Genomic DNA, 24661 nt, shown 5'->3' with positions numbered 1-24661 from the left:
CCGGGCGCAGTGCGCGAAGCAGCAGCGGCCCCCCGCCGGTGTGGGTGGGCTGCGGGGTGGCCGGGCGCGTGACGCCCCCTACGAGGCCGGTCGGGGCCGTGGGCTGCAGGGCGTGCCCCAGGCCGTTGTCGAACGACGGGTTCTGCCAGGCGGCGAGGCCCGCGCGGAAGGTGAGGCCGTCGCTGACGCCGAGCGGAGCGCGGGAGAGGGTCAGTTCGGGCGCGGCGGTACGGCGCCAGCCGCCGTCCCAGTCGTGCGGCACGGAGGGAACCGGCGCGGCGGAACCCGAGCCGCCGGGCGTGCTCCCGTCCGGGCCCTCGCCGGACGGACCTGCCGCCGGGGCGCCGGTGCGCCCCGTGCGCCGCGGACGCTCCGCCGTGTCCGGTCGTCCGGCGGCCCGGCGGCGCAGCAGCCTGTCCCGCCATGCCATGTACTCAACCGCCTTCGTTCATGCGGGTGTTGATGCGGGCGATCTCGGCCACCCACTGGCGGCGCTCGCCATGGGTCAGGTCGAGGATCTCCTCGCGTTGCCAGTGGAAGTGATAGGCGATGTACGCGATCTCCTCCCGGAGCCGGGGAAGGGCGTACGTCACGATTCCCCCAGGCGCCCACCCGAGAGGTCGACCTCGAAGCCGCCGTCGCAGTGCGGGCAGGTCACGGCCGCACGGGTGTGGCCCTCACTGTTGACGCGGCGGTAGAAGTCCTGGAGGAAGGCGACGTCGGTGGCGTACATCCGTTCCACGATCCCGGCGTGTACGTCGGTGATGGTGCCGAGCCGGGTGATCACCTGGCTCAGCAGCACGACGCTCAGGTACGCCGGGTTCTCCTTGACCCGCAGATCGATCTGGGGCCGCAGCTCGTCCCGGGCCGTGGCCAGGCGCATCGCGCCATGGCGATGCACCGTGCCCGCCTCGTCGACGTATCCGCGCGGCAGCTCGAACTCGAACTCGGTGCGCAGACCGTGATCCCCGTGGGGCGCCGGGGCGGGGGCGGCCGGGGCGGCCGCCGCCTGCTCCGGCGCCGCGGCGGGTGCCGTGACCTGGAGTATCTCCTCCAGGTTGCCCGCCGTCACCGTGCGACGCCTCATTCGACGACGATCTCCTCGAACACGATCGTGACGGTCTCGGTGGCCGGGGACGAGTCGCCCGCCTTCAGGGACGGGCCTTCCCACTTGGAGGCCCAGCCCTGCATCAGCTGGATACGGCGGACCGTGTTGCCCTCGGTGTCCTTGATCTCGATGGTGAGGTTCTGCCGCGCGGAGTTCACGGCCCCGTTGTTCAGGGTCTCCTTGATCCACTTGGTGAACTCGCTGCTCTGGTCGAGTCCCCGGGTGATCGTGATCTCGCCGGCTTGCCGGGCGCCCGGCTGCTTGCGGATGATCTGCTTGCCCTCCGAGGTCACCTGCTTGACCTCGACGACATCCTCCTCGACGGTGAACCCGCTGATCTCCTGGATCGACTCGACCAGGTAGCCGCCGAGCTGCACGCCGAAGACATGGGTGGAAAGAGCATCGCCCGTTGCCATGACTGTCCGTCAACCTTTCCTTGCAGACCCGCGGGTCACTCGTCGATGAGGCTGGTGCTGTCGGAGAACTGGGCCAGCCGGAAGACCACGAACTCGGCGGGCTTGACCGGCGAGACGCCGATCTCGCAGACGACCCGGCCCTGGTCGATGGACTCCTGCGGGTTGTTGTCGCGGTCGCACTTCACGTAGAAGGCCTCTTCGGCGGTGCGGCCGAACAGGGCGCCCCGGCGCCACTCCTCGCTGAGGAACGCCGTGACGTTGCGCCGGATGCTCGACCACAGCCGGTCGTCGTTCGGCTCGAAGACGACCCACTGGGTGCCCAGGAGGATCGACTCCTCCAGGTAGTTGAAGAGACGGCGCACGTTCAGGTAGCGCCAGGCCGGGTCGGAGGAGAGGGTGCGGGCGCCCCAGATCCGGATGCCCCGGCCGGGGAAGGCCCGGATGCAGTTCACCCCGATCGGGTTCAGCAGGTCCTGCTCGCCCTTGCTGAGCCGGAGTTCCAGGTCGACCGCGCCGCGGATCACCTCGTTGGCGGGCGCCTTGTGCACGCCGCGCTCGGCGTCGCTGCGCGCCCACACACCGGCGACGTGACCGCTCGGCGGGACGACGGTGTTGCGTCCGGCGGCCGGGTCGAAGACCCGCACCCACGGGTAGTAGAGGGTGGCGTACCGGGAGTCGTAGCCCGCCTCGTCGTTGCGCCAGGTGCGCACCTGCTGGGCGGAGAGCCCGGGCGGGGCGTCCAGGACCGCGACCCGGTCGCCCATCTGCTCGCAGTGCGAGATCACGGCGAGCTGCACGGTGCGCACGCCCTCGGCGTCGATGTCACCGCGCTGGTAGGCGCTCATCAGGTCCGGCACCGCGACCATGGTGATCTCGTCGATGGTCTCCAGGCCGCCGAACCCGGTGCGGGCCCCGGCGTCACCGACGTACTCGGCCGGGTCGAGGCGGGACACCGCGCCGGAGCCGGAAGCGACCGGCGCGGCCGGGGCGTCGGCCAGCGCCACGGTCTGGTTGGCGGGCCTGCTCTGGGTGGCACCGCGCTGTTCGGTGACCTCGATCAGTTTGGAGGCGCGGGCCTGGGTGACCAGGTAGCCCTTGACGTTCTTGCGGGCGGAGGCCTCGTACGTCTCCGCCACCTGGTCGCCCTGTCGGACCAGGATCTTGAAGCGGTCCTCCGGCGGGTTCTCGCCGTCCGCGTCGGCGACCTCCACCGACACCCCGGAGGCGCCGGGCTTGGCCGTGACCAGGAATCCGCCGAGCTCCGCCGGCTCCACGGCCTTGGGCTCCTGCCGCTTGGCGTCCTGGGCCGCCGGCGCGGAGGCGCCCTCGGCGGATCCGCCGATCCGCACGATGTACGCGGCGCCGCCGCCGTTGGCGAAGTAGCCGTAGACCGCGTGGGGCAGGTAGGCGCCCTCGGTGAAGCCACCGAACAGCTGGGTGTACTGGTCCCAGCTGGTGACCAGCGTCGGCGCGTGGAACGGGCCGTTCTCGGCGAAGCCCACGAACGCGGCGACGGCGGTACCGACCCCTTCGATCGGCCGGGCACCGGACTGCACCTCCTCCACGTACACGCCCGGGGTGAGGTACGTCGGCATGCTCGCTCCTTCGCGTCCTTACGGGTCAGTCACCTGTGTCCAGGGCGAGTCTGCGTGGCAGCTGCACGGGACGACAGGGACCCACGGACCCGGACAGGGGCAAGGCCGCTGCCTTTCCGGACGCCCGCGCGGACCGCCCGGGCGTCGCCCCGCATTGCCCTCACGCTGCCCGCACGGACCTGGACGAGGCGTCTGCCCGCGCGGTCCACTGGGGCCGCCCAGAGTCGCGCCGACGAGGAGGCAGCAGGTGCAGACAGGCAAGCCGCGCACCGAGCGGACCGAGATCCGGCAGTCGACGCGTGGCCGGACAGCCGCCCGGCAGGAGACGCCCGGGGGCGGTGCCGCCGTGCCGCCCCCGCTCACCGCCGACGCGCTCCGGGCGGCCCAGAGCGGTGCGGGCAACGCCGCCGTGACGGGCATGATCGCCCGCCGTGCGCGCACCACGGCCGCCGCGGAGCAGCCCGACACCGGGGTGCACGAGGTCCTGCGCTCGGCCGGCAAGCCGCTCGCCACGCCGGTGCGCCAGGAGATGGAGTCCCGTTTCGGAACCGACTTCTCCGGCGTGCGGCTGCACACCGGGGCCGAGGCCTCCCGCTCGGCCCGCGCCATCGGGGCGCGCGCCTACACCTCCGGCAGCCATGTCGTACTCGGCGACGGCGGCGGCGACAAACACACCCTGGCGCACGAACTCACCCATGTGGTGCAGCAGCGGAACGGGCCGGTGGCGGGCACGGACCACGGAGACGGTCTGGGCGTGTCCGATCCTTCGGACCGGTTCGAGCGGGAGGCGGAGGCGAACGCGCACCGGATCATGGCGGGCCCCGCTCCCGTGCAACAGGCGAGCCATGAGGGCCCCCGGGGGATTCACCGTACCGGGGGCACGCCGGTACAACGCGTCAGCACCCCTGGCCAGTCGGGGGCCAAACGGCTGGAGGATGTGCTGCCCCGCGAGGAGTGGTACCGCGCCTACCTCGACCCCCTGCACCACGAGGAGGCACGCCAGAAGCACCCGGACAACCCCGGGGAGTTGTACGACCACCAGCAGTCGCCGGGATTCCAGGGCAGCATGACCGCCGCCTACGACCGCTACCTGAACGACCCGGAGACCATCGGCGACCGCGTCGACTTCCGCACGTACGAGGCCATGCACGACGCCGTGGGCTCCCAACTGAAGGAGAAGACGGACAAGTCCGGTGCGGCTGGATATGCCACCAACTATCCGCTCCGTGCCGACTCCCCGACGCCCTCGGTGCTCAACGAGGAGATCGGCGGCAGGAAACTCATGGTCAAGGCGGACCCGCTGCTGCCCTTCGGCATCCGGCCCGACGCGCTCACCTGGACCGGCCACTTCGAGCGCGGGGTGGACGTGATGCTCAACCAGACCCTCTACAAGGACTCCGAGGTCGAGGGGATCGTCACCGAAGTCCTCGACCGCTTCTACGGGAAACTCGACGCGGCTGACACCCCCCGCGAGCGGTTGAAGGCCATCGGCTGGGTGGTGCGGACCATCCACATCATCCACCCGTACGACGACACCAACCGGCGGCTCAACGTCCATGTGCTGCTGCCCCGGCTGCTCCTGGCGGCGGGGTTCAAGCCGGTGATCTTCAAGGACATGGAGGAGCTGTTCCAGGGCGGGCGGTCCCTGGAACAAATCGCCGACGCCCTGGAGTCCGGCCAGGCCATGGATCTGCTGTCCGATCAGATCGGAGCGACCGCCCCCCAGTACGAGTCCGACTGGTACCGGAGGAACAAACCTGCGCCCAGGCAGACCACCGGCACGATCAAGATCCCGAGCTTCAAGTCGATGGGGTCGCCCGATTTCACGCCCTCCCAGCATTTCGGACAGCAGGCCCCAGACCTCGACTTCTTCATCGAGGGCCTGGGCGGTCCCGGCCCGGAGGTCTCCCACGACTTCTTCGTCGAGGGCCTGGGCGGTCCCGGCCCGACGGTCATCAGCGAGCCCGGCGGCCAGCGCCAGGAGTTGCAGGAGTACCTGACCCAGTCCCTGCGACAGGCGCAGGAGGAGGCCGCACAGGACCCCGGCCTGGAGGCGGCCAAGTGACCTGGATGCGGCAGCAGTCGATGCGGCCGGGCGGCATCGATGTCGGCAAGGCCCGGGGGTGGCACGCCTCCTGACACGACGTCGGCGGCCCGCCCCTCAGGCGTCGAGGGCCTCCGCGAGGTACGGCCCGAACTCGCCCTCCAGGACCAGTCGTCCGAGCTTCCGGTACTCCTGGGCGACCGCCGTCACCACCTGCCGCATGGTGAGCGGGCTGCCGGACTCCGCCGCCAGGTAGGCCGCCGTCACCGCGCAGGCCCGGATCGAACCGCCGGCCAGTTCGAAGCGGTCCGCGCAGAAGCCGAGGTCCAGGTCCTCGGCGCGGGGCAGTCGGTAGCCCAGGCACCGCTCCCACAGGGCGCGGCGCTGGCCGGCGTCGGGCACCGGGAAGTCCGCCACGACGTCCAGCCGGCGGGTGAACGCCTCGTCCAGGTTGGCCCGCAGGTTGGTGGTCAGCACCGCGATCCCGTCGAAGGACTCCATGCGCTGCAGCAGGTACGCCGACTCGATGTTGGCGTGCCGGTCGTGCGCGTCCTTCACCTCCGAGCGCTTGCCGAAGATCGCGTCGGCCTCGTCGAAGAGCAGCACGGCGTTGACCGCCGACGCCTCGGTGAAGATCCGCTCCAGGTTCTTCTCGGTCTCCCCGACGTACTTGTCGACGACCGTGGACAGGTCCACCACGTACAGGTCCATGCCCAGGTCCGCCGCGACGACCTCGGCGGACATGGTCTTGCCGGTGCCCGACTCACCGGCGAACAGCGCGATCACTCCGCGTCCCCGGCCGCCGCCGGGCCGCATCCCCCACTGCCCGAGCACCTGCTCGCGGTGGCGGGCACGCAGCGCGAGTTCGCGCAGCCTGCGGTGCGTGGGCGCCGGGAGCACCAGGTCGTCCCAGCCGACGCCCGGCTCAACCCGGCGGGCGAGCCGGGCGAGCCCCGCACCGTTCTGGGCCCGCACGGCGGTGCGCAGGTCGTCGGGGCCGACCTGGCGGCCTGCGAGGGCGGCCGTGCGCACCGCCGCGTCGGCGGCGCGGCGCACCTGCCCGGAGTCCAGGCGATGCGCGGCGACCGCCAGGGCGAGCGCCGCGGCGTCGCCGGTCATGGAGCTGTCACCGGCGGCCCGCTCCAGGGCGTGCCGCCAGCGCGCGGCCTGCCGCTCCGGAGACGGCGCGGGCACGGTCAGGACAACGGGGGCGTCGGCGGCCCACACCGGATCCCAGCCGATGGTGCCGTGCGTGATCAGGGGGATCCCGCGCAGCGCCGCGCACAACGCCGTGAGTGTACGGGCCCGTTCGGCGGGTTCCTCGGGCAGCGCCTGCAGCGGTCCGAGGACGACCCCGGCGCCGGTCAGCCGGGCTTCACGGGCGGCGGTCCGGGCGAGTTCCGGCACGTCGCACGAGCGCCGGGCGAGTGCCGCCGCGTCCAGGGCGAGGGCCCGCAGCCCGGCCTCGCGCAGGGCGGAGGCCGCCAGCCCCTCGGCGTCGCCGCCCCGGCTGAGCAGGTGGACGAGGCCGCACCCGGTTCCGGCCGCGGCCGCCGTCCGGTGCACGTCCGCCGCCTGGGCGGTCGGGTCCTCCCGAGCCTCGCCGAGCACCCCGGCGAGCCGGGCGTCGGGCCGCGCGCTGCCCAGGAGGTGCGCGGTGACCCGGTCGGGGACCGCCAGGACGCGGGAGAGCGGCGGCCGTTCCGGCTCGGTGATCTCCACCAGGCCGGCCTCGGTGAGCGGCGCGCCGGGGGCGAGCCGGAACCGGGCGGATGACGCGCCTCCCAGCCCGCACAGCTCCAGGGCGAGCCCCACCGTGGGCCGACGGCGCGTCAGGTCGTCGTTGAGGTAGCCGTAGAGCCGTTCGAACCGCGCGTCCAGGTCCGGTGCCACCGCGACCAGCAGCAGGTCCATGTCCAGTGAGGACAGGCCGAACCGCCGGGCCAGGCCGTCGAGGACGGAACCGGCCGGCGGGTGCCAGGGCTCGTGGGCGGACACGTCGAGGCCGCCCGGCTCGTCGAGGATGCGGGCCGCCGCCTCGGGAGTGAGGTACTGGCCCCGGTACGGGTCGTCGGGGTCGGGGTCGCCGGCCCGGCGGGCCGCCACCGCGTGCCGCACCCGCCCCTCGACCACGGCGAGCCGTGCCCACAGGTGGTCCACGTCGGCGGGAGCGGCTTCGGCAGCACGTCGGACGTCGGTTCGGGCAGCGCTTCGGGCGGCCACGCCGGCTTCGGTACCGGAGCGGCCGGCCACGTCGGCTTCGCTTTCGGCTGGGGCGTCCGCGACATGTTCGGCGGTGTCTGTCACGGCTGGCGGTCCCCCCTGCGGCGGCGTCGGGCGGGGGCGGGCGGGCGCTCGCGCGGGCCGGTGAAGCCCTCCGGCCCCGGATCGCTGACCTCCGTGTAGCGCAGCCTGCGCCCGGGCGTCGCTTCTTCGCCCTCGCGCCCGGCCGCGGAGCGGATGACGAGGCCTTCGGTGACCGGTGGTGCGGCGGCCGTGGACATGCCGGCGAGCGGTGCCCGCACCTGCACCCCGAGCGAGGCCTTCATCTCCCCGCCGAGCGCGGACCACACATCGGAGGCGGCCGGTGCGTCGAGCCCGGCCCCGGCGGTGTCCAGTCCCACGGACAGGCCGAGCCTGGCGAGCGTGCCGGTGAGCAGCCCCGCCGGAAGCGTGTCGTGGGCCACCAGACAGGTGAGCACCTGCGAGAGCAGCCGGTGTTCGTCCAGCGGGCGGTTCGCCCACGCCGTGACCATGTACGTCAGCTCGAACCAGCGCGGCGGGCTGCGCCGCGCCACCAGATGCCCGTCCGCGTCGTACACCTCCCCGGCGCCGCTGCCGCGCCGGGTGGCGTCCTCGCGGATGTGGTACAGGAAGACGCAGACCGTCGGGGCGCTGCGGCGCGCCGCCCAGTCCCGGGTGGGGGCGTCGAAGACGACGTCGACGCCCGATGCCTCCAGGCCCGACTCGCCGAGCAGACGGCGCAGCCCCTCGTCGACCTCGTGGATCACCGGCGGGTCACCTCGTCGGGCGGCTGCACGCTGCCGTTGACCACCAGGAAGTCGGTGGTCACCGGGGAGAATCCGGGTCCCTTGGCGGTGATGATGCGCGGTCCGGTCTGGTCCTTGGCGAGGATGAGCAGCTGGCCGATGAACGTGCCGTCCGGCTTCGGAACGGTGGGCGCCGCCGCCGCGGTGATCCCCGGCTTCCAGGTGAACCGCACCGGCACGCCCGGCGGGAAGTCCTTGCCGCGCACCGAGGTGACGAACCCGGGCTTGCCGATCTCCGGCACCGCGATGATGCGCGGCTGCAGGATGCGCAGCCGCTGCCGTGCGGTGTTGTCGCTTTTGTCGGCGTCCGTCCCGGTGGTGGTGAGGACGCCGGTGACACGGCCGGTCAGCGCCTTGTCGGGGCTGAGCACGGCGCGTACGACGGTGCTCGCGCCCGGCTCCAGGTCCGGCAGCGCGCACACCCAGGAGCGGTCGCAGCCCTCCGGCGGCCCGCTGTTCGGGATGCCGTCGGGCAGGCCGATGCGCAGCCGCAGCCCGGTCGCGAGCGCGTTGCGGCCGTTGCGCACCGTGTACGTGACGACCACGCGCCCGCCGACGTAGCCGGGGTTCGGCTGGGCCGTGACGCGCACCCCGGGTCCGGCCTTGGGCTCCTCCGGCTCCGGGGGCACGGTGGGCGGCGGGGTCCGGGTCGGGGTCGGGGACGGGGTCGGCGTGGGCGGCGTGGCCTCGCGCACCGGCACCACGGTCCGGCCCGCGTTGTCGCTGGGCTGCGGATCCAGGACCGCGCCGGTGACCGACCAGTCGACCGGCGCGTCACCGGGCGTGACCCCGGTGAGGGTGACGTCCACCGGGACGGTCGTGCCGGGCGGTACCACGCCGACGGTGCACTGGAGGGAGGCGGCGTCGCAGGTTCCGCCGGGCCAGGTCATCCGGGTGATCCGCACGCCGGTCGGCGGGGCGGCGGTCAGCCGGGTGCCGGGGGAGGCCGCGGGGCCGTGGTTCACGAGGTCGACACGGACCGTGGTGGAGTCGCCGACGGTGACCTCCGGGGCGGTGCCGGGCGCCCGGACGGCGAGGTCCACGGACTGCTGGACACTGGGTTCCTTCTGGCGGCCCGGGAGATCGTTGGTGATGTGGGTGAGCTCGCCGGACGCGATGTCCAAGAGCTGCAGCTTCTCGGGCGAGTCGACCTCGCGTTGGGGACGGGCGCTGAGCACCAGACCCGTGCCGTCGGCGGTCCAGGCGGCGTCCCGTGGCTGGAACGGGCCGGTGTTCTCCGGCAGTTCCCGGCCGCAGGCGCCGGGCAGGTCGCGGGCGGCGGTGGGCAGCAGCACCTGGCAGTCGTCGCCCGACAGCGACGTCAGGAGGATGCCGTTCTGCTCGTCGATGCGGCCGGCGCCGTTCTTGCGGTTGAAGGCGATCCTGAGACCGTCCGGGGAGAACGCCGGGCTGTCGTCGATGACCTGGCAGCTGCCCGGGCAGTTCGTGGCACTCAGGTCGCGCTGCTGGGACAGGTTGTTCACCGGCACGGTCCAGATGTGCTTGTTGCCGCCGCCCCCGTTGATCTCCATGGTGCGGGTGAAGGCCAGGGTGGTGCCGTCGGAGGACCAGGTGGGCTGGGCGTCCTTGCCCTGGAGCTGCCCGGCCGGCGGGGTGATCTCGCCGGTGATCGCGCCCGTGGCGACATCCGCGATGAGGATACGGCTGGGCCCCGCGCCCTCCCCGACACCGCCTGGCGAAGTCCGGGTGAAGGCGAGGTACTTGCCGTCCGGGGAGAACGTCGGATCGGTGTCCCAGTCCGTCGGGCCGCGTCCCGCGAGCGGCATGGGCGCCGCGTGGGAGCCGTCGGCGTCCGTCGCCCAGATCCGCTCGATCCGCTTGCCGTCGGCGTTGTTCTCGAAGCGGGTGACGACGATCCGGCGGCCGTCGGGCGTGTAGTTCTGCCGCTCGGTCCACGGGTCGTAACCGGCCGCGGGCTGGAACAGCGGGTCCTTGGCGGGATCGGTGTTGGTGTCGGCCGCCGGGTCCTCGTCGAGGATGGTCAGCCCCAGGTCGCGGGGGTCGGCCCCGTCCATCCGGACGTCCTGCAGCGTCACCACGTGCGGGGTGGCCGCCGACGTGCGCTCCACGACCACACCGCCGCCGTCGAGCGGCCCGAGCCAGGTGGGCGAGTGAACCTCCCGGTTCTCATTGAGCACCAGCGAGGGGACTTGGTCGGAGTGGGCGGTCGACCGGAACACGTGGTCCCAGTCGCCCTCGCACTCACAGGTGATTTCAGGGCTCAGGAACAGCACACCGTCCCCGTCGGGCAGCCACGCTGCCCCGTGGGCACGCCACTGTGCCCGCGCGCCCCCGAGGAGCGGCTCGTCGCCGGTGCCATCCGCGTTCGTCACCCGCAGGCGGGGCACGGACTTGCCATCGGCGGTGGTCGTGGCGGTGTACGCGATCCAGTTCCGGTTCTCGGCGTCGTCGACCGGGTTCCACGCAGGCTCGGTGGCCGTGCCGTTCGCCGGGTCGGTGACCCGGGTGGCGGTGCCGCCGTTCAGGGGCCGGACATAGATCTGCCGGCCGGCCGCCGGGTCGCTGTCGCTGGAGTACGCCAGGCGCTGCCCGTCCGGGGACACGGTCGGGCACTCCTCATCGGCGGGCGTGTCGGTCAGCCGGGTCAGGCCGGTACCGTCGGTGCGCACCAGCCACAGGTCGCGCTGGGTCCCGCCGTCCGGGCCGCCGGGTGCGGCCGAGTCGAACACCACGGTCCGGCCGTCCGGTGTCAGCCGGGGGTGTGCCGCGTCCAGACCGCTGGTGAGACGGCGTACCGAACCGTCGGCGGCCCGCAGGTAGATCTGCGGTTTCCTCTCGTCGCGGCGGCCGGCGAAGACCATCTGGTCGCCGAGAGCGGACGGCTGGACGTCGTAGTGGGCCGGGCCGGCGCCGAACAGCGGTGTGCTGGAGGTGGTGGTGGCGACCCGGCCGAGACTGCGGTGCCGGGTACCGGCGTACGCGACGCGGGTGGCCGCGGCGTCGGCCGGCTTCGCCTGGGGCTCGGCGCTGCCCGGCCCGGCGGCCGCGGCCACCCCGAGCAGCGGGATGAGCAGCAGCAACGACGACCCGAGTCTCCCCAGGCGGTACCGCCCGCCGGGGCCAGCGGTTTCCATCACGGTCCCCTTCGCAGTCTGGTGCGGCATCTGGATGTGCCCCCGCCACCCTGCGCCGACCGCGCGCGGCGCGGCAGGGCTGCGGGGCCGTACCCGGGGGAAGCGTGCGGTGCGCTTTCGGGCAGTGCCGGGTTCCCGGCCGCCGTCGGGCCGGCTGTCCGGCCGGCCCGCGGCCGGCCCGACGGCCCCGTCCGTCAGATCAGCCCGTTGCGCAGCGCGTAGCCGACCGCGTGGGCCCGGTTGCGCAGCTGCAGCCGGGTGATGATCTCGTGCAGGACGTTCTTGACGGTTCGTTCGGAGTACGCGGTCTTGCGGGCGATCTCCGCGGTGTCCAGGCCCTCCGCCACCAGGCGCAGCATGTCCGCCTCGCGCGTCGTCAGGGTGGACAGCGACAGGCTCCCCGGGTCGAGCGCCGAGCGCTGCATGCTGCCGACGTGGGTGAGCAGCTTGCCGAGCAGGTCGCCGGGCAGTACACCCTCGCCGTTGGCTATCGCCATGACCAGGCGCAGGAGTTGGTCCTGATCGGCCTCGGCGCGGCGCAGCACCGCCGCCACGCCGCACTCGATGACGCGTTGCAGCCCGCCGGTCCCGAGTCTGCCGACCACGAGGCCCGTTCGGGTGGCGTTGTTGTGGCGCAGCCGGTTGAGCAGGGCGGCCACGTCGTCGTCGACGCTGTCCACGACCACCAGCGACACCTGGGCCCGTTCCGCGTCGGTCTCATCGACCAGGTCGATCTCGGGGCGCTGGCGCAGCTGCTGGACGATGCCGACGCGCAGCACCGGATCGGCAGCGTAGACGGTTACGGTCACCCGGTTCGGGCGAGCGGAGCGGGAGGTCCGGTGGGTCGAGCCGATCTGAGCGGACGTATGTGACGTGACGTCGGACATAACGGGGCCATACTCCTCAACTCTCAACATCAGGTACCTGTTTCATGAGTCTGTGGGGGTAAGGGGTGCCACTTGAGGCGACCACGGCAGGGGGGCGTGCTGGACGAGGCGCGCCACACCGACAACCAGACGTCACAAAGGCGTTCGATTTGACTTCCGGGGCACCGTGACTGCCCAGGTGTTGCCCTCGCGTTCCTCGCCGCGTTCAGGGGTGCTCTCCTAGCGTGCTGGCGTGACGCCTTCCGCAGCCTCTTCCGGACCCGGTGCACCCGGCCTCGACATCCCGGCCGTGACGGTGACGCCGGGTGACACCGCCACCACCACCCTGACCGTGCGCAACGACAGCGACATCGTCGAGGCGTACCGCCTGGAGGTCGTCGGCGACTGCACCCCCTGGACCACGGTGGAACCCGCGCGTGTTTCGCTGTATCCCGGCACCTCCGAGACGGTGACGATCCGTCTGGCACCGCCGCGCTCTCCGGAGATCCGGGCCGGCGACAAGCCGCTCGGCATACGGGTGCTGCCGACCGAGCACCCGGAGTCGGTGCGGGTCCTCGAAACCGTCGTGCATGTCACGGAGTTCCACGAGCTGCGGACCGAGCTGGCCCCGCGCCGTCGGCGCGGCTGGCTGCGCGGCCGCTATCGGCTGGCGGTGCGCAACCAGGGCAACACCCCGGTGCAGATACGTTTCACTCCAGGCCAGGCCGGCGAGGAGCTGGGGTTCGCCTTCACCCCTGTGGAGCCGAAGCTGGAGCCCGGGGAATCGACGGAGGTCGTGCTGCGGGTCCGCACGGCCAAGCCGGTGTGGTTCGGCAATCCCGTGGTGTGGCCCTTCACCGTGGACACCGCCGAAACCGGGGACCAGGAGGAGACGGCCGAGCGGCGGGACGAGCCCGTCGTACGGGCACCGCTGGACGCGGAGTTCGTCCAGATCCCCATCTTCCCGAAGTGGCTGCTCGCGCTGCTCGCCGCGCTGCTCGCGCTGTTGCTCGCCTGGTTCGCACTGGTCCGTCCGGCGGTGCGCAGCGCCGCCAAGGCAGCGGCCACCGAAGCGGTCCAGCCGCGCCCCACACCCCCCGGGGGCATGGGCGACGGGAGCTCTCCGGGCACCGGTTCGGGCAACAAGCCCGGTGGCCAGGCGTCGGGGGCACCATCCGGACCCGGCGGTGGCGGCACCTCGGGCGACGGCACCTCGGGCGACGGCACCTCGGGCGACGGCACCTCGGTGGGCGGCGGTCAGCAGAGCTCGGCGACCATCGACCTGAAGACGCCCGGCGGCGAGACCAAGACCGGTACCTACAAGGTGCCCGAGGACAGTGTCTTCGGGGTCACGGACATCGTCGTCGCCAACTTCCAGGGCGACGAAGGGGTGCTGACGATCACGTTCGGCGAGCGCAAAATCACCACGATCGCGCTGGAGACCTTCCGGAACCAGGACTACCACTGGGTGACCCCCATCAAGATCCCCGCGAACGACAGCGTGACCATCAACGTGACGTGCGCGAAGCCGGGTACACCGGCCACCGGCCGTCAGGCACAGGGGTGCCACGAGGTCCTGAACGTCAGCGGAGTGCTCAGCCGTACCAGGTAATGAACCGGGCCTTCCGAATTCCGGGACATTGTCGATCGATGCCGACGGCTTATGTAAAGAGTTAGATTTTGTTCCGGCCTGAAATCGACATTCCCAGGCCAGAAACGACACCCGGACCGGAGACGGAAACCGGAGACGGAACAGGCCGCGACCGTGCGCCGGGGCGTGCGCTACCCCGCGTAGAGCATCAACCCGATCCCCACGACCAGCAGACCCGCCGCCGCGAGCCGGGGCACGCCGAAGCGCTCCTTGAAGAACAGCGCGCCGATGGCCGCGCCGACGATGATCGAGGACTCGCGCAGGGCGGCGATGGGGGCGAGTGCGGCGCGGGTCTGGGCCCACAGGACGAGGGCGTACGCGGCGGAGGACAGGGCGGAACCGAGGAGACCGAGGGTGGCGTACGGCCGGAGCAACCGGACCGTGTCGCCGCGCACGCGCGCGTACATGTACGCCGGGATGACGACTCCCTGGACGGCCAGCAGCCAGGCGATGTAGCCGAGCGGCGAGTGGGAGGCGCGCACGCCCAGACCGTCGATCACCGTGTACGCGGCGATCGTCAGCCCGGTCGCCAGGGCGGCACCGATCGCGGCCCAGTTGGGCCGGTGCCCGCGCAGCCCCCACAGGCTGACACCGGTGAGCCCGAGGCACGACACGGCGATGCCGGCCGCCGACCACGCCCCGGGCACCTCGTGCGCGAACACCGCCGCCAGCACGGTCACCACCAGCGGCGCGCTCCCCCGCGCGATCGGGTACGCCTGCCCGAAGTCGCCCAGCCGGAACGAGGTCATGAGCAGCGTCATGTAAACGACGTGCACACCCGCGGAGACGAACAGGTACGGCCAGGCCGGCCCCGCCGGAAACGCCACGAACGGCGCCACCGCGAGCCCGACGAGCACGCCGCCGCCGCAGATCAGCGTGAACCCGACCAGCTTGTCGGTGATCCGGTGCGCGATGGCGTTCCAGCTGGCGTGCGTGACCGCGGCGAACAGCACCGCCGCGGCGACCAGCGGCGTCACGCGGTCTGCTCGCGGACGTCCACCAGGTCGGCACCGGCATGGGCCACGAGCGCCTTCGGCTCGATGGGGAAGACGGTGTGCGGCGTACCGGCCGCCGCCCACACCACGTCGTGCACGAGCAGCGAGCGGTCGGCGAGGACCCGGGTGCGGGTACGGTGCCCGAAGGGCGGTACGCCGCCGATGGCGTACCCCGTGGTCTCCCGTACAACACCGGCGTCGGCCCGGCTCACCTTCCCGGCCCCCAGCTCCTCCCGCACCCGCTCCACGTCCACGCGCGAGGCCCCGTCCATCAGCACCAGCACGGGCACCCCGTCGGCGGCGAAGATCAGCGACTTGCAGATCTGGCTCAGCTCGCACCCGATCGCTGCGGCGGCCTCTGCCGCGGTCCGGGTGGCCTCCGGGAACCGCCGGGTACGGGCGAGGACGTCCTCCAGCCCGAGCGCGCGGAGGGCTTCGGCGAAACGGGGGTGGGCTCCGGATTCGTCGGCGTCAGTGGCGGCTGTCGTCGTCATGGAGGGCACGGTAGCGGTGGGTGTACGGCGCAGGCGACCGAGTTACCCGAGCGTGAGTTCCCCGAGCGAACGGCGCTTCCGCGAGCGGCGCTTCCTGGTGACCGTGGGGCCGCCCGCTTCTTGGCCAGTGTCGTGCTTCCGCGAGGCTGTGCTGAGCCATGACTGGTGCATCTGTCCCACTCCGCCGGACGGGATCATGCGCCTGACCTGCGACTTTCCTTCGACCTCCTGGCACAAATCCACCAGTTGCTGCCTGAGAGGGTGGGGTGAGGTGGGTGAGGTGCGCGTGTGTGTCACCTGTGACGCCTCCCCCACCGGCCGTCAGCCGCCAAGCGGACCCGGCGTGCTGGCGAGGCGCGACCGCGCCCGCCGGCAGAGGGTGCCGTCACAGCCGACCGTTGCTCGCGAACCCCGGCCGGGACCCCGCCTTTCCGGGCCGCTCGCTCGCTTCTTACCCGTGCTGGAGCGGCCCGGGTCAAGGGTGGCCCGGAGGGCCATCGCCGAAGGCGACGCGAAGCGCCCTTGAGGCGGGCCGTGGAAGCACGACAATGCCGAGAAGCGGGCGGCCCCTACGGTCACTTCGCAGCGTGGGTGAGGAAAACGGCCCAGGCGGAGGGGGTCAGCTTCAGCTGCGCGGTGTCGGGGGTCTTGGAGTCGCGGATGTGGATGGTGGCGGGGGTGGTGGCCACTTCGACGCAGTCGTTGCCGTTGCTGCTGTCGCTGTAGCTGCTCTTGAACCAGTCCAGGGCCACTTCGACGCAGTCGCCGGGTTCGCCGCTGTCGCTGTAGCTGCTCTTGAACCAGTGGAGTTCAGCGGTGCTCATAGTCTCCCCAGCACTTGCTCGATGAAGGTCTGCGACTCCCTCGGCGTGAGAGCCTGCGCCCGGATCATGCCATAGCGCAACTCAAGGATCCGGAGATCCTTGGGGTGTGAGACCGGGCGGCCGTTGAACGCACCGCTGGAACGTCCGATCGCCGTGCCATCGGCAAACTTCAGCACCTGGATCAGGCCCTGCGATCCTGCGTGCTCCTCCCGATCGGTCGGCATGACCTGAAGCATGACGTTCCGCAACTGCGCTACCTCCAAGAGGTGTTCGAGCTGTCGGCGCAGCACCATCTTCCCACCGTATGGGCGTTCGAGCGTCACCTGTTCTTGGACGAAACTGAGCGTCGGGGCAGGCTCGCGCTCGAAGACGGCCTTACGCGCCATGCGCGCCGCGGTTTCCCGCTCCATGACGTCTTCACTGAGCGCGGGCTGCGTCATCTCGAACAGCGTTCGCGCGTACTCCGGTGTCTGCAGCAGGCCATGGATGTTGTGACTGCCGTACAGCAGCATCTCCACCGCCCGCCCCTCCAGCTCTGCCAGCTCCCGAACCTTCTTCGGATACCGAGCCTTCCTCATGTCCTCCATGAACGCCCGCAAATGCCCCTGCGCCTTCAGCAGCTGGTCCGCCCTGTCCAGGAACTCCGGCCGAGGAATACGCGCCCCGCGCTCGATCTTGCGGATCATGTCCTCGCCGTAGCCCAGAACCTCGGCCAGCTCGGACACGCTCATCCCGGCTGCCTCCCGGCACACCTTGAGCAGGCGCCCCACCGCCTGTACCACCGGCTCGATCTCGTCCCCCGGCTCGACGTCCCAACCCGCCTCGTCCACACCGTCGTTCATGACTCCTCCTCCGACGCGCACTCGTACCCGTACAACGCCCGAGACAGCCAAGACAGCCGAGACAAAGCCGGGGACAGTCACGCTACGCACCTAAACCATCACTCACTTACGTAAGCAGAACCGGCCACGCTGAGTAACGTGAATCAAGAAACCCCCGTCATCCCCCACTTCACCATCCGCCTCTCCCCCACCCCCCAAGGCGCCCGCCGCGCCCGCCTGCTCGCCACCGAGCAACTCCGCATCTGGGGGCTCCCGTTGGACCGGGCGCCCCAGATCGTCGCCGAGCTCGCCGCGAACGCGGTCAGCCACGGCCGAGTGCCCGGGCGCGACTTCCGCCTGACGCTCTACGTCGTCGCCGACACCCTCCGTATCGAGGTCACCGACACCCGCGGTGACCGTCTCCCCCACCTCGAACGCCCCTCCCCCGAGGGCGAGTCGGGTCGCGGCCTTCTCCTCGTGGCGGCGCTGGCCGACCGTTGGGGCGTCGCGCACGGCCCACGCCCGCGCAAGACGGTGTGGGCCGAGGTTCAACCGACCTGAACCCACGACCACAGCGCGAGGCCGGTCGGCACCGGGCAGGCGAGGGCGCCCAGCAGGAGCAGGCGGGTGAGCGGGGTGAGGCGGCGGACGCCGGGGGCGAAGGCCAGCGCGACCAGGGCGATCGCGGCACCGGCGACGGTCATGGCGTACGGCAGCACGAAGGCCCGGGTCTCCGCCCAGGACACACCGTCCGCCAGACCCCACAGGGCCGTCATGCCCACGAGGAACGTCAGCCAGCCGAGCGAGGCGAGGGTGAGCATCCAGAGCAGGCCGGCCAGCAGGCCCACCACCGTCTCGCCACGGCTGTTCCGCGGTGCCGGCCGCGCGGGGCCGTACAGAGTCGCATACGTCTCAGGGTTCACGGGGACGATCCTGCGTGGAGGGCCGCCGGTGCGGCATGGGCGCGGATACTCAGCGCGTACCCCTCGGGTACTCAGGCACGAAAGAAGCCGGTGAGGGCGCCCCGTCCCCACGGATCCCTCACCGGCGGTCTTTCAGCGGCGGTACGTCAGACGCGCACCAGCTCCCGTTCCTCGTCGGGGTCGGCGTCCTTGCGGTCCGCGGAGGACTGTGTGCGCAGCCCCTCGCCCTCGACGTCCACGTTGGGCAGGGCGCGGTCCAGCCACCTCGGCAGCCACCAGGCCTTCTTGCCGAGCAGCGCGAGCACCGCCGGGACGATGGCCATGCGGACGATGAACGCGTCGAAGAAGACGGCGACGGCGAGGCCGAAGCCGATCATCTTGACCATCGACTCGCTGGAGCCGATGAAGCCGGAGAAGACGGCGATCATGATGATCGCGGCGGCCGTGACGACCCGGGCGCCGTACTTGAAGCCGGTCACGACGGCCTGGCTGGGCTTCTCCCCGTGGACGTAGGCCTCCCGCATGCGGGTCACCAGGAAGACTTCGTAGTCCATCGCGAGGCCGAAGACGACACCCACCATGAAGATCGGCATCATCGACATGACCGGGCCGGTCTCCTCGACGTTCATCAGGCCCGACAGCCAGCCCCACTGGAAGACCGCGACCACGGCGCCGAGGGCCGCCATCACGCTGAGCAGGAAGCCGAGGGCCGCCTTCAGCGGGACGAGGATCGAGCGGAAGACCACGATCAGCAGCAGGAACGCGAGGCCCACCACCAGCGCCAGATACGGCAGCAGGGCGTCGTTCAGCTTCTGCGAGACGTCGATGTTCATCGCCGTCGAGCCGGTGACCAGCAGCTTCGCATCGGTCGCGGAGGTGATGTCCGCGCCCTTGCCGCGGATCGCGTGCACCAGGTCCTCGGTGGTGGTCGAGGACGGCTTGGAGTCGGGGATGACGGTGATCGTCGCGGTGTCGCCCGCCTTGTTGGGCGCGGCCGGGGTGACCGTGACGACGTCCTTCAGGCCCTTGATCTCGTCGCCGACCTTGGTGAAGGCCGCCTTCGGGTTGTGGCTGTCCTTGGCGTCGACCACGACCATCAGCGGGCCGTTGAAGCCCGGTCCGAAGCCTTCGGAGAGGAGGTCGTAGGCGCGGCGCTGGGTGGTGGAGACGGGCTGGGAGCCGTCGTCCGGCAGGCCCAGTTCGAGGGAGGCGGCCGGGACCGCCGCCGCGCCGAGGCCGATCACACCGAGGAGGAGGACGGCGACGGGGCGCCGGACCACGAAACTCGCCCAGCGGGTGCCCATGTTGGGGCGGTCCGCCTTCCTGGGCTTGCGGCCGCCGCCGAGCAGCTTGCTCTTCTCACCGGCCGGCTTGATCTTGCGGCCCGCGTAGCCGAGCAGCGCGGGGATGAGCGTGAGCGCGATCAGGACCGCGATGGCGACCGTGCCGGCGGCCGCGATGCCCATCTTGGTCAGCATCGGGATGTTGACCACGGACAGGCCGACCAGGGCGATGACGACGGTGAGACCCGCGAAGACCACCGCCGAGCCCGCCGTGCCGACGGCCCGTCCGGCCGCGTCCTCGCGCTCGCGGCCCTCGGCCAGTTCGGCGCGGTAGCGGGAGACGATGAAGAGGGCGTAGTCGATGCCGACGGCGAGGCCGATCATCGACGCCAGGGTGGAGGTGGTCGTGCCCAGGTCAAGGGCGTTCGCCAGCGCGGTGATCGTGGAGACGCCGATACCGACGCCGATGATCGCGGTCAGCAGCGGGAATCCGGCCGCGAGCAGCGATCCGAAGGTGATGACGAGGACGACGGCGGCGACCGCGAGGCCGATGACCTCGCTGGAGCCGGTTTCGGGCGTCGCCTGCAGGGCGTCACCGCCGATCTCGACCGTGAGCCCGGCGTCCCGCGCGTGCTGCGCGGCCTCCTTCAGCGCGTCGCGGGAGGAGTCCTCCAGCTCCATGCCGGAGACCTTGTACTTCACCGAGGCGTACGCGATCGTGCCGTCCTTGCTGACGGCGTGCCCGGTGTACGGGTCGGCGACGGAGGTGACCTCGGAGCCGGACTGCAGCTCCTTCACCGTCTTGCGGACGGTCGCCTTGTTGTCCTTGTCCGTCATCTTCTCGCCGCTCGGCGCCTTGAAGACGACCCGCGCGGTCGCGCCGTCGGCGCTCATCCCGGGGAAGCGCTGTTCCAGCAGGTCGAAGGCCTTCTGCGCCTCGGTGCCGGGGATGGAGAAGGACGAGTTGCCGGCGGCCGGCGCGGAGGCGGCGCCCACCCCGGCGAGGGTGAGCAGCGCGACCCATATGAGGGCGACGAAGTGCCGTCGCCTGAAGGCGAGCCGGCCGAGTTTGTACAGGAACGTGGCCACGAGGGCGTCTCCCGGTCAGGTCGTGGGGTTCATCTGGGCAGGGGCGATCAGCCCGACGACGTGAGCGGTGACGTCAGGTGGTGGGCTTGCTGGGGAGAGGTTCAGCCGGTGGTGACGCCGAGGGCGGGGAGGACCACGGCGTCGATGTACGAAAGGAGGAAGGCCTGCGTCGGCGGCTGCTCGTCGATCAGCGAGCGGGCGGCGAATCCGCCGATCATCATGTGCATCACGTAGTCGAGCGCCGGGTTGTCCGCGCGGACCTCACCCCGGTCGACCGCCCGTTGCAGCACACGACGGAAGGCCGCCATCTCCGGATCGATCAGATGGTCCCGGAACGCCCGCAGGAGATCCGGGTTGCCGTGCATCGCCATGGCCAGGCCCCGCATCAGCGCGGAGTTCTGTTCCATCTCGCAGTCGTCCGAACGCATCGTGAGGGCATGCAGGTCGCCCCTGAGCGACCCGGTGTCGATGTCCTCGAGCGAGGGGCCCGGTTTGTTGTGCCGCACGGCCTTCGCCACCAGCTCGGCCTTGCCGCCCCACTGGCGGTAGAGCGTGGCCTTGCTGGACCGGGTGCGGGCGGCCACGGCGTCCATGGTGAGGGCGTCGTAGCCGACTTCCCGGAGCAGGTCGAGCACGGCCTCGTACAACTCGGCCTCGCGCTCGGGCGTGATCCGACTGCGACGCGCGGTGGCGGCCTCAGCCATGTCTCTCACCTTCCCGATGCGGTTGCCCGCTCCGAACGACACGGTTTCGTACGTGACGAATGTACCGCAGCAGCAAGCGAAACGAAACTGTTTCGTACGTGCGCTGGGTCACGCCTGTCGGTTTTCCATAAGTTGCTGGGCCACCTTCCCCGGAAAAGCATGGGGAGGTGAGCTATCTGCGCCTTCCCCACCTCAACGGCGACCTGTTGTGCTTCGTGGCCGAGGACGACCTGTGGCTGGCCCCCCTCGACACCCCGGGCCGCGCCTGGCGGCTCACCGTGGACCGCACCAAGGCGGGCCACCCGCGCTTCTCGCCCGACGGCCGGCACATCGCCTACACCACCTGGCGCAGCCTCGTACCCGAGATCCATCTCGTCGGCGTCGACGGCGGACCCGCGCGGCAGCTGACGTACTGGGGCAGCGCCGACACGCAGGTCTGCGGCTGGACGCCCCCGAACGGGGACGGCGGCAGCGACATCCTCGCCGTCGCCTCCCACGGCGAGCCCTTCTCCTACTTCACCTGGGCCTACAAGGTGTCCACCGACGGCGACCCAGGGCGCAAGCTGCCCTGGGGCCCGGTCTCCGACATCCAGGTCGCCGACATCGACGGCGTGCACATGACCCTGCTGCTCACCGGCACCCCGCCGCACGAACCGGCCTCCTGGAAGCGGTACCGGGGCGGCGCCATGGGCCGGCTGTGGCTGCACGGGCAGCGGTTGCTGGAGGGCATCGGCGGCCATCTGGCCTCCCCCATGTTCGTCGGCGGCCGGATCGCCTTCCTCTCCGACCACGAGGGCGTCGGCAACCTCTACTCGTGCGCCTACGACGGCTCCGACCTGCGCCGTCACACCGACCACGACGCCTTCTACGCCCGCAACGCCTCCAGCGACGGCACCCGGGTGGTCTACCAGTGCGCGGGCGACCTGTGGCTGGTCGACGACCTCGCCCCGGGCGCCGTACCGCGCAAGCTCGACATCCGGCTGAGCGGCCCGCGCGCGGGGCGCCGCAGCTACCGGGTGCCGGCCGCCCAGCACGTCGACGGCATCTCCGTGGACGAGACCGGGCGGGCCAGCGCCGTCGTCGTCCGCGGGAGCCTGCACTGGCTCACCCACCGGGACGGCCCGGCGCGCAGCATCACCGACACCCCCGGCGTACGGGTCCGGCTGCCGGAGATGCTCGGCTCGACCGGGCAGGTGGCGTACGTGACGGACGCCGAGGGCGAGGACGCCATCGAGATCGCCCAACTGCCCCGTGCCACCGGCGACCGCACCCCGCGCCGGCTGGCCTCGGGGAAGCTGGGCCGGGTCCTGGAGATGGTGTCCGACCCGCTGGGCGAGCGGTTGGCGATCGCGTCGCACGACGGGCGGCTGCTGTTGATCGATGTGGCGGAGGAGGGTGGTGGGGAGATCGCCGGGGAGGGTGCCGAGGAGGCTGCCAGGGGCTCGGAGGGCTCTGGCGACTCAGGTGACTCTGGAGGCCCAGAGAGCTCAGAAGGCTCTGGCGACTCCGGAGGCTCGGAGGGCTCCGGCGACTCCGCCGGCTCCGGTGGTGAAGGCGCCGTAGCCGCGAACGGGCAGGTCACCGAGCTCATCCGGTCGCTCAACGGGCCCGTCCGCGATCTCTCTTTCTCCCCGGACGGCTCCTGGCTCGCCTGGTCCCACCCGGGCATCGGCCGCTCGCTGCGGAAGATCAAGCTGGCCCGTATCAAGGACCGGCTCATCGTGGAGGTCACCAACGGCCGCTTCGAGGACGAGAACCCGGTCTTCACCCGGGACGGCCGCTACCTCGCCTTCCTGTCCTGGCGCGGCTTCGACCCGGTGTACGACGTCCACACCGGCGACCTGTCCTTCCCGCTGGGCTGCCGCCCGTACCTGGTCCCGCTGTCCTCCGCGACCCCGTCCCCGTTCGCCCTGAACCCCGAGGGCCGGCCGGCGGCGGGCGGGCTGGACCCCCTCGAGGACGAGGAGACCGGCGAGGGCGGAGCGGTGACCGTGGAGGTGGAGGGCCTGGAGAACCGGGTGACGCCGTTCCCGGTCATCGCCTCGAAGTACTCCGCGCTGTGCCCGGTGGCGGGCGGCGGCCTGGTCTGGCTGCGCTGGCCCATCTCCGGCGCGCTCGGCGAGACCTTCGTCAACCCGGCCGACATCAGCGGACGCCCGACGCTGGAGTACTTCAACATCACCAAGGCGAAGAAGTCCGAACTGGTCGGCCATCTGGACTGGTTCGCGGTGAGCGGGGACGGGACCCGGCTGGTGGTGGTCGACGAGGGCGAACTGCGGGCGGTGCCGTCGACCGAGTCCGGCGACGCCGACACGACCGTGTGGATCGACCTGCGCCGCATCCTGCACGAGGTCGACCCGGGTGCCGAGTGGCGCCAGTCGTACGAGGAGGCCGGCCGGCTCATCCGCGCCTACTACTGGGATCCGGGCATGTGCGGCATCGACTGGGCCGCGGTGCTCGACCAGTACCGGCCCCTGGTCGAACGGGTCGCCTCCCCCGACGAGTTCGCCGACCTGCTGCGCGAGGTCCTGGGCGAGCTGGGCACCTCGCACGCCTACGTCACCCCCGCCCGCCGCAACGAGGGCCCGCCCCACTACCAGCGCTGGCAGGGCCTGCTCGGCGCCAACTTCGTACGCCGGAACGGCGGCTGGACGGTCAAACGCATCCTGCCCGGCGACTCGTCCGACTCCAAGGCACGCTCCCCGCTGGCCGGGACGGGCATCCGCCCGGGTGCCGTGCTGACCCACGTGGACGGCCGTCCGGTCGACCCGGTGGCGGGACCGTATCCGCTGCTCGCGGGCTCGGGCGGGACGACCGTGGAGCTGACCTTCACCCCGGGCGAGGGCGAGGCGGGGCCGGCCCGGCGGATCGCCGTCGTCCCGCTCGTCGACGAACGCCCGCTGCGCTACCAGGACTGGGTCGCCAAACGCCGTGCCGTCGTCCGGGAGTTGAGCGGCGGCAAGTGCGGCTACCTGCACATCCCCGACATGGGCGGCTCGGGCTGGGCCCAGTTCAACCGGGACCTGCGCATGGAGGTGTCCCGGCCGGCGCTGATCGTGGACGTGCGCGGCAACGCGGGCGGGCACATCAGCGAACTCGTCATCGAGCAGCTCACCCGGACCATCCTGGGCTGGGACCTGACCCGGAACGCCCAGCCGGTGTCGTACACCTCGAACGCCCCCCGGGGCCCGGTGGTGGCCCTGGCCGATGAGGCGACCTCCTCCGACGGCGACATGATCACCGCCGCCTTCAAGCTGATGAAGCTCGGGCCGGTCGTCGGGCAGCGCACCTGGGGCGGAGTTGTCGGCATGACCGGCCGGCACCGCCTGGGCGACGGCACGGTGATCACGGTCCCGATGAACGCCGCCTGGTTCGACGCCTACGGCTGGTCCGTGGAGAACCACGGCGTCGCCCCCGACCTGGAGATCCTGCGCACCCCCCTGGACTGGGCCGAGGGCCGGCACGCCCAACTCGACGACGCCGTACAGCTGGCCGTGGAACTGCTCGACACCAACCCCGCCGCGGTCCCCCCGGACTACAGCGACGTACCGAACCGCTCGCGGCCGAAGCTGCCGCCACGCAAGACGCGCTAGCGAAGCGGGGGGGGGGGGGGGGGGGGGGGGGGGGCGGGGGGCAGGGGGGGGGGGGGGGAGGGAGAAGGGGGGGGGAGCGCCGACCCACT

At 71.8% G+C, this 24661-nt stretch carries 19 protein-coding genes; 4 read left to right on the top strand and 15 right to left on the bottom strand.

The features are described from left to right. Window positions 1–434 precede the first annotated feature (434 nt). Genes ACZ5DS_RS39200 through ACZ5DS_RS39185 form a run of 4 tightly spaced genes read right to left on the bottom strand, consistent with a single transcriptional unit; the run spans window position 435 to window position 3119 of the window. A complete protein-coding gene (locus tag ACZ5DS_RS39200) occupies window positions 435–593 on the bottom strand; it encodes a DUF6760 family protein (RefSeq protein WP_167444188.1) in 159 nt (52 codons plus the stop codon). Continuing rightward, the gene (locus ACZ5DS_RS39195) at window positions 590–1087 is read right to left on the bottom strand and encodes a hypothetical protein (protein WP_468248409.1); all 498 of its coding nucleotides are present in this window, start codon (window positions 1085–1087) and stop codon (window positions 590–592) included. The genes ACZ5DS_RS39200 and ACZ5DS_RS39195 overlap by 4 nt, the downstream gene beginning before the upstream one ends. Further along, a complete protein-coding gene (locus ACZ5DS_RS39190) occupies window positions 1084–1524 on the bottom strand; it encodes a phage tail protein (RefSeq protein ID WP_468248407.1) in 441 nt (146 codons plus the stop codon). Before ACZ5DS_RS39190 ends, ACZ5DS_RS39195 begins: the two co-directional genes overlap by 4 nt. Before the next feature lie 35 nt (window positions 1525–1559). Beyond that, entirely contained in the window at window positions 1560–3119 is a 1560-nt protein-coding gene (locus ACZ5DS_RS39185) for a phage tail sheath family protein (RefSeq protein WP_468248404.1), read from the bottom strand. A gap of 247 nt (window positions 3120–3366) precedes the next feature. Here ACZ5DS_RS39185 and ACZ5DS_RS39180 point away from each other — a divergent pair, with 247 nt between their 5' ends. After that, window positions 3367–5184, top strand: coding sequence for an eCIS core domain-containing protein (locus ACZ5DS_RS39180; RefSeq protein ID WP_468248402.1), 1818 nt, complete (start codon window positions 3367–3369; stop codon window positions 5182–5184). A 96-nt stretch (window positions 5185–5280) separates the two neighbouring features. Here ACZ5DS_RS39180 and ACZ5DS_RS39175 read toward each other — a convergent pair whose 3' ends face one another. The 4 genes from ACZ5DS_RS39175 to ACZ5DS_RS39160 form a co-directional block, all read right to left on the bottom strand. After that, on the bottom strand, window positions 5281–7323 hold the full coding sequence (locus ACZ5DS_RS39175) for an ATP-binding protein (RefSeq protein WP_468248580.1): 2043 nt from the start codon (window positions 7321–7323) through the stop codon (window positions 5281–5283). Between the two features lie 143 nt (window positions 7324–7466). Beyond that, window positions 7467–8174, bottom strand: coding sequence for a Pvc16 family protein (locus ACZ5DS_RS39170; protein WP_468248400.1), 708 nt, complete (start codon window positions 8172–8174; stop codon window positions 7467–7469). Next, complete coding sequence (locus ACZ5DS_RS39165) at window positions 8171–11329, bottom strand: hypothetical protein (protein ID WP_468248397.1); 3159 nt, start codon at window positions 11327–11329, stop codon at window positions 8171–8173. The genes ACZ5DS_RS39170 and ACZ5DS_RS39165 overlap by 4 nt, the downstream gene beginning before the upstream one ends. A 194-nt stretch (window positions 11330–11523) precedes the next feature. Continuing rightward, the gene (locus ACZ5DS_RS39160; RefSeq protein WP_468248395.1) at window positions 11524–12216 is read right to left on the bottom strand and encodes a helix-turn-helix transcriptional regulator; all 693 of its coding nucleotides are present in this window, start codon (window positions 12214–12216) and stop codon (window positions 11524–11526) included. A gap of 232 nt (window positions 12217–12448) precedes the next feature. On the opposite strand from ACZ5DS_RS39160, the gene ACZ5DS_RS39155 reads away from it, so the two are divergent. Continuing rightward, window positions 12449–13807, top strand: a complete 1359-nt coding sequence (locus ACZ5DS_RS39155) for a COG1470 family protein (RefSeq protein WP_468248393.1) — start codon at window positions 12449–12451, stop codon at window positions 13805–13807. 170 nt (window positions 13808–13977) lie between these two features. Here the strand turns inward: ACZ5DS_RS39155 and ACZ5DS_RS39150 are convergent, their stop codons facing one another. From ACZ5DS_RS39150 to ACZ5DS_RS39135, 4 genes are all read right to left on the bottom strand, one after another. Then, window positions 13978–14823 carry an EamA family transporter gene (locus tag ACZ5DS_RS39150; protein WP_468248390.1) on the bottom strand — a complete coding sequence of 282 codons (846 nt, stop codon included), beginning with the start codon at window positions 14821–14823 and terminating at the stop codon, window positions 13978–13980. Then, window positions 14820–15335: a YbaK/EbsC family protein gene (locus ACZ5DS_RS39145; protein WP_468248388.1), complete on the bottom strand. Its 516-nt coding sequence runs from the start codon at window positions 15333–15335 to the stop codon at window positions 14820–14822. The genes ACZ5DS_RS39150 and ACZ5DS_RS39145 overlap by 4 nt, the downstream gene beginning before the upstream one ends. A gap of 575 nt (window positions 15336–15910) precedes the next feature. Continuing rightward, a complete protein-coding gene (locus ACZ5DS_RS39140; protein ID WP_468248386.1) occupies window positions 15911–16159 on the bottom strand; it encodes a DUF397 domain-containing protein in 249 nt (82 codons plus the stop codon). After that, window positions 16156–17001 (bottom strand): helix-turn-helix domain-containing protein, encoded by an 846-nt coding sequence (locus tag ACZ5DS_RS39135; RefSeq protein WP_468248383.1) that lies wholly within the window; start codon window positions 16999–17001, stop codon window positions 16156–16158. The genes ACZ5DS_RS39140 and ACZ5DS_RS39135 overlap by 4 nt, the downstream gene beginning before the upstream one ends. Window positions 17002–17139: 138 nt before the next feature. Here ACZ5DS_RS39135 and ACZ5DS_RS39130 point away from each other — a divergent pair, with 138 nt between their 5' ends. Beyond that, on the top strand, window positions 17140–17541 hold the full coding sequence (locus tag ACZ5DS_RS39130; RefSeq protein ID WP_468248382.1) for an ATP-binding protein: 402 nt from the start codon (window positions 17140–17142) through the stop codon (window positions 17539–17541). Here the strand turns inward: ACZ5DS_RS39130 and ACZ5DS_RS39125 are convergent. From ACZ5DS_RS39125 to ACZ5DS_RS39115, 3 genes are all read right to left on the bottom strand, one after another. Beyond that, a complete protein-coding gene (locus tag ACZ5DS_RS39125; RefSeq protein WP_468248379.1) occupies window positions 17529–17903 on the bottom strand; it encodes a hypothetical protein in 375 nt (124 codons plus the stop codon). The genes ACZ5DS_RS39130 and ACZ5DS_RS39125 overlap by 13 nt on opposite strands. A 146-nt stretch (window positions 17904–18049) precedes the next feature. Then, window positions 18050–20275 (bottom strand): MMPL family transporter, encoded by a 2226-nt coding sequence (locus tag ACZ5DS_RS39120; protein WP_468248377.1) that lies wholly within the window; start codon window positions 20273–20275, stop codon window positions 18050–18052. 101 nt (window positions 20276–20376) lie between these two features. Continuing rightward, the gene (locus ACZ5DS_RS39115; RefSeq protein ID WP_468248376.1) at window positions 20377–20979 is read right to left on the bottom strand and encodes a TetR/AcrR family transcriptional regulator; all 603 of its coding nucleotides are present in this window, start codon (window positions 20977–20979) and stop codon (window positions 20377–20379) included. A 167-nt stretch (window positions 20980–21146) separates the two neighbouring features. On the opposite strand from ACZ5DS_RS39115, the gene ACZ5DS_RS39110 reads away from it, so the two are divergent. After that, window positions 21147–24572 carry a S41 family peptidase gene (locus ACZ5DS_RS39110; RefSeq protein WP_468248373.1) on the top strand — a complete coding sequence of 1142 codons (3426 nt, stop codon included), beginning with the start codon at window positions 21147–21149 and terminating at the stop codon, window positions 24570–24572. Window positions 24573–24661 lie beyond the last annotated feature (89 nt).

The organism is Streptomyces sp. NPDC031100, from assembly GCF_055570785.1.
Note: the sequence above shows the minus strand (reverse complement) of the source record. Positions and strands in the feature narration are given on the sequence as shown.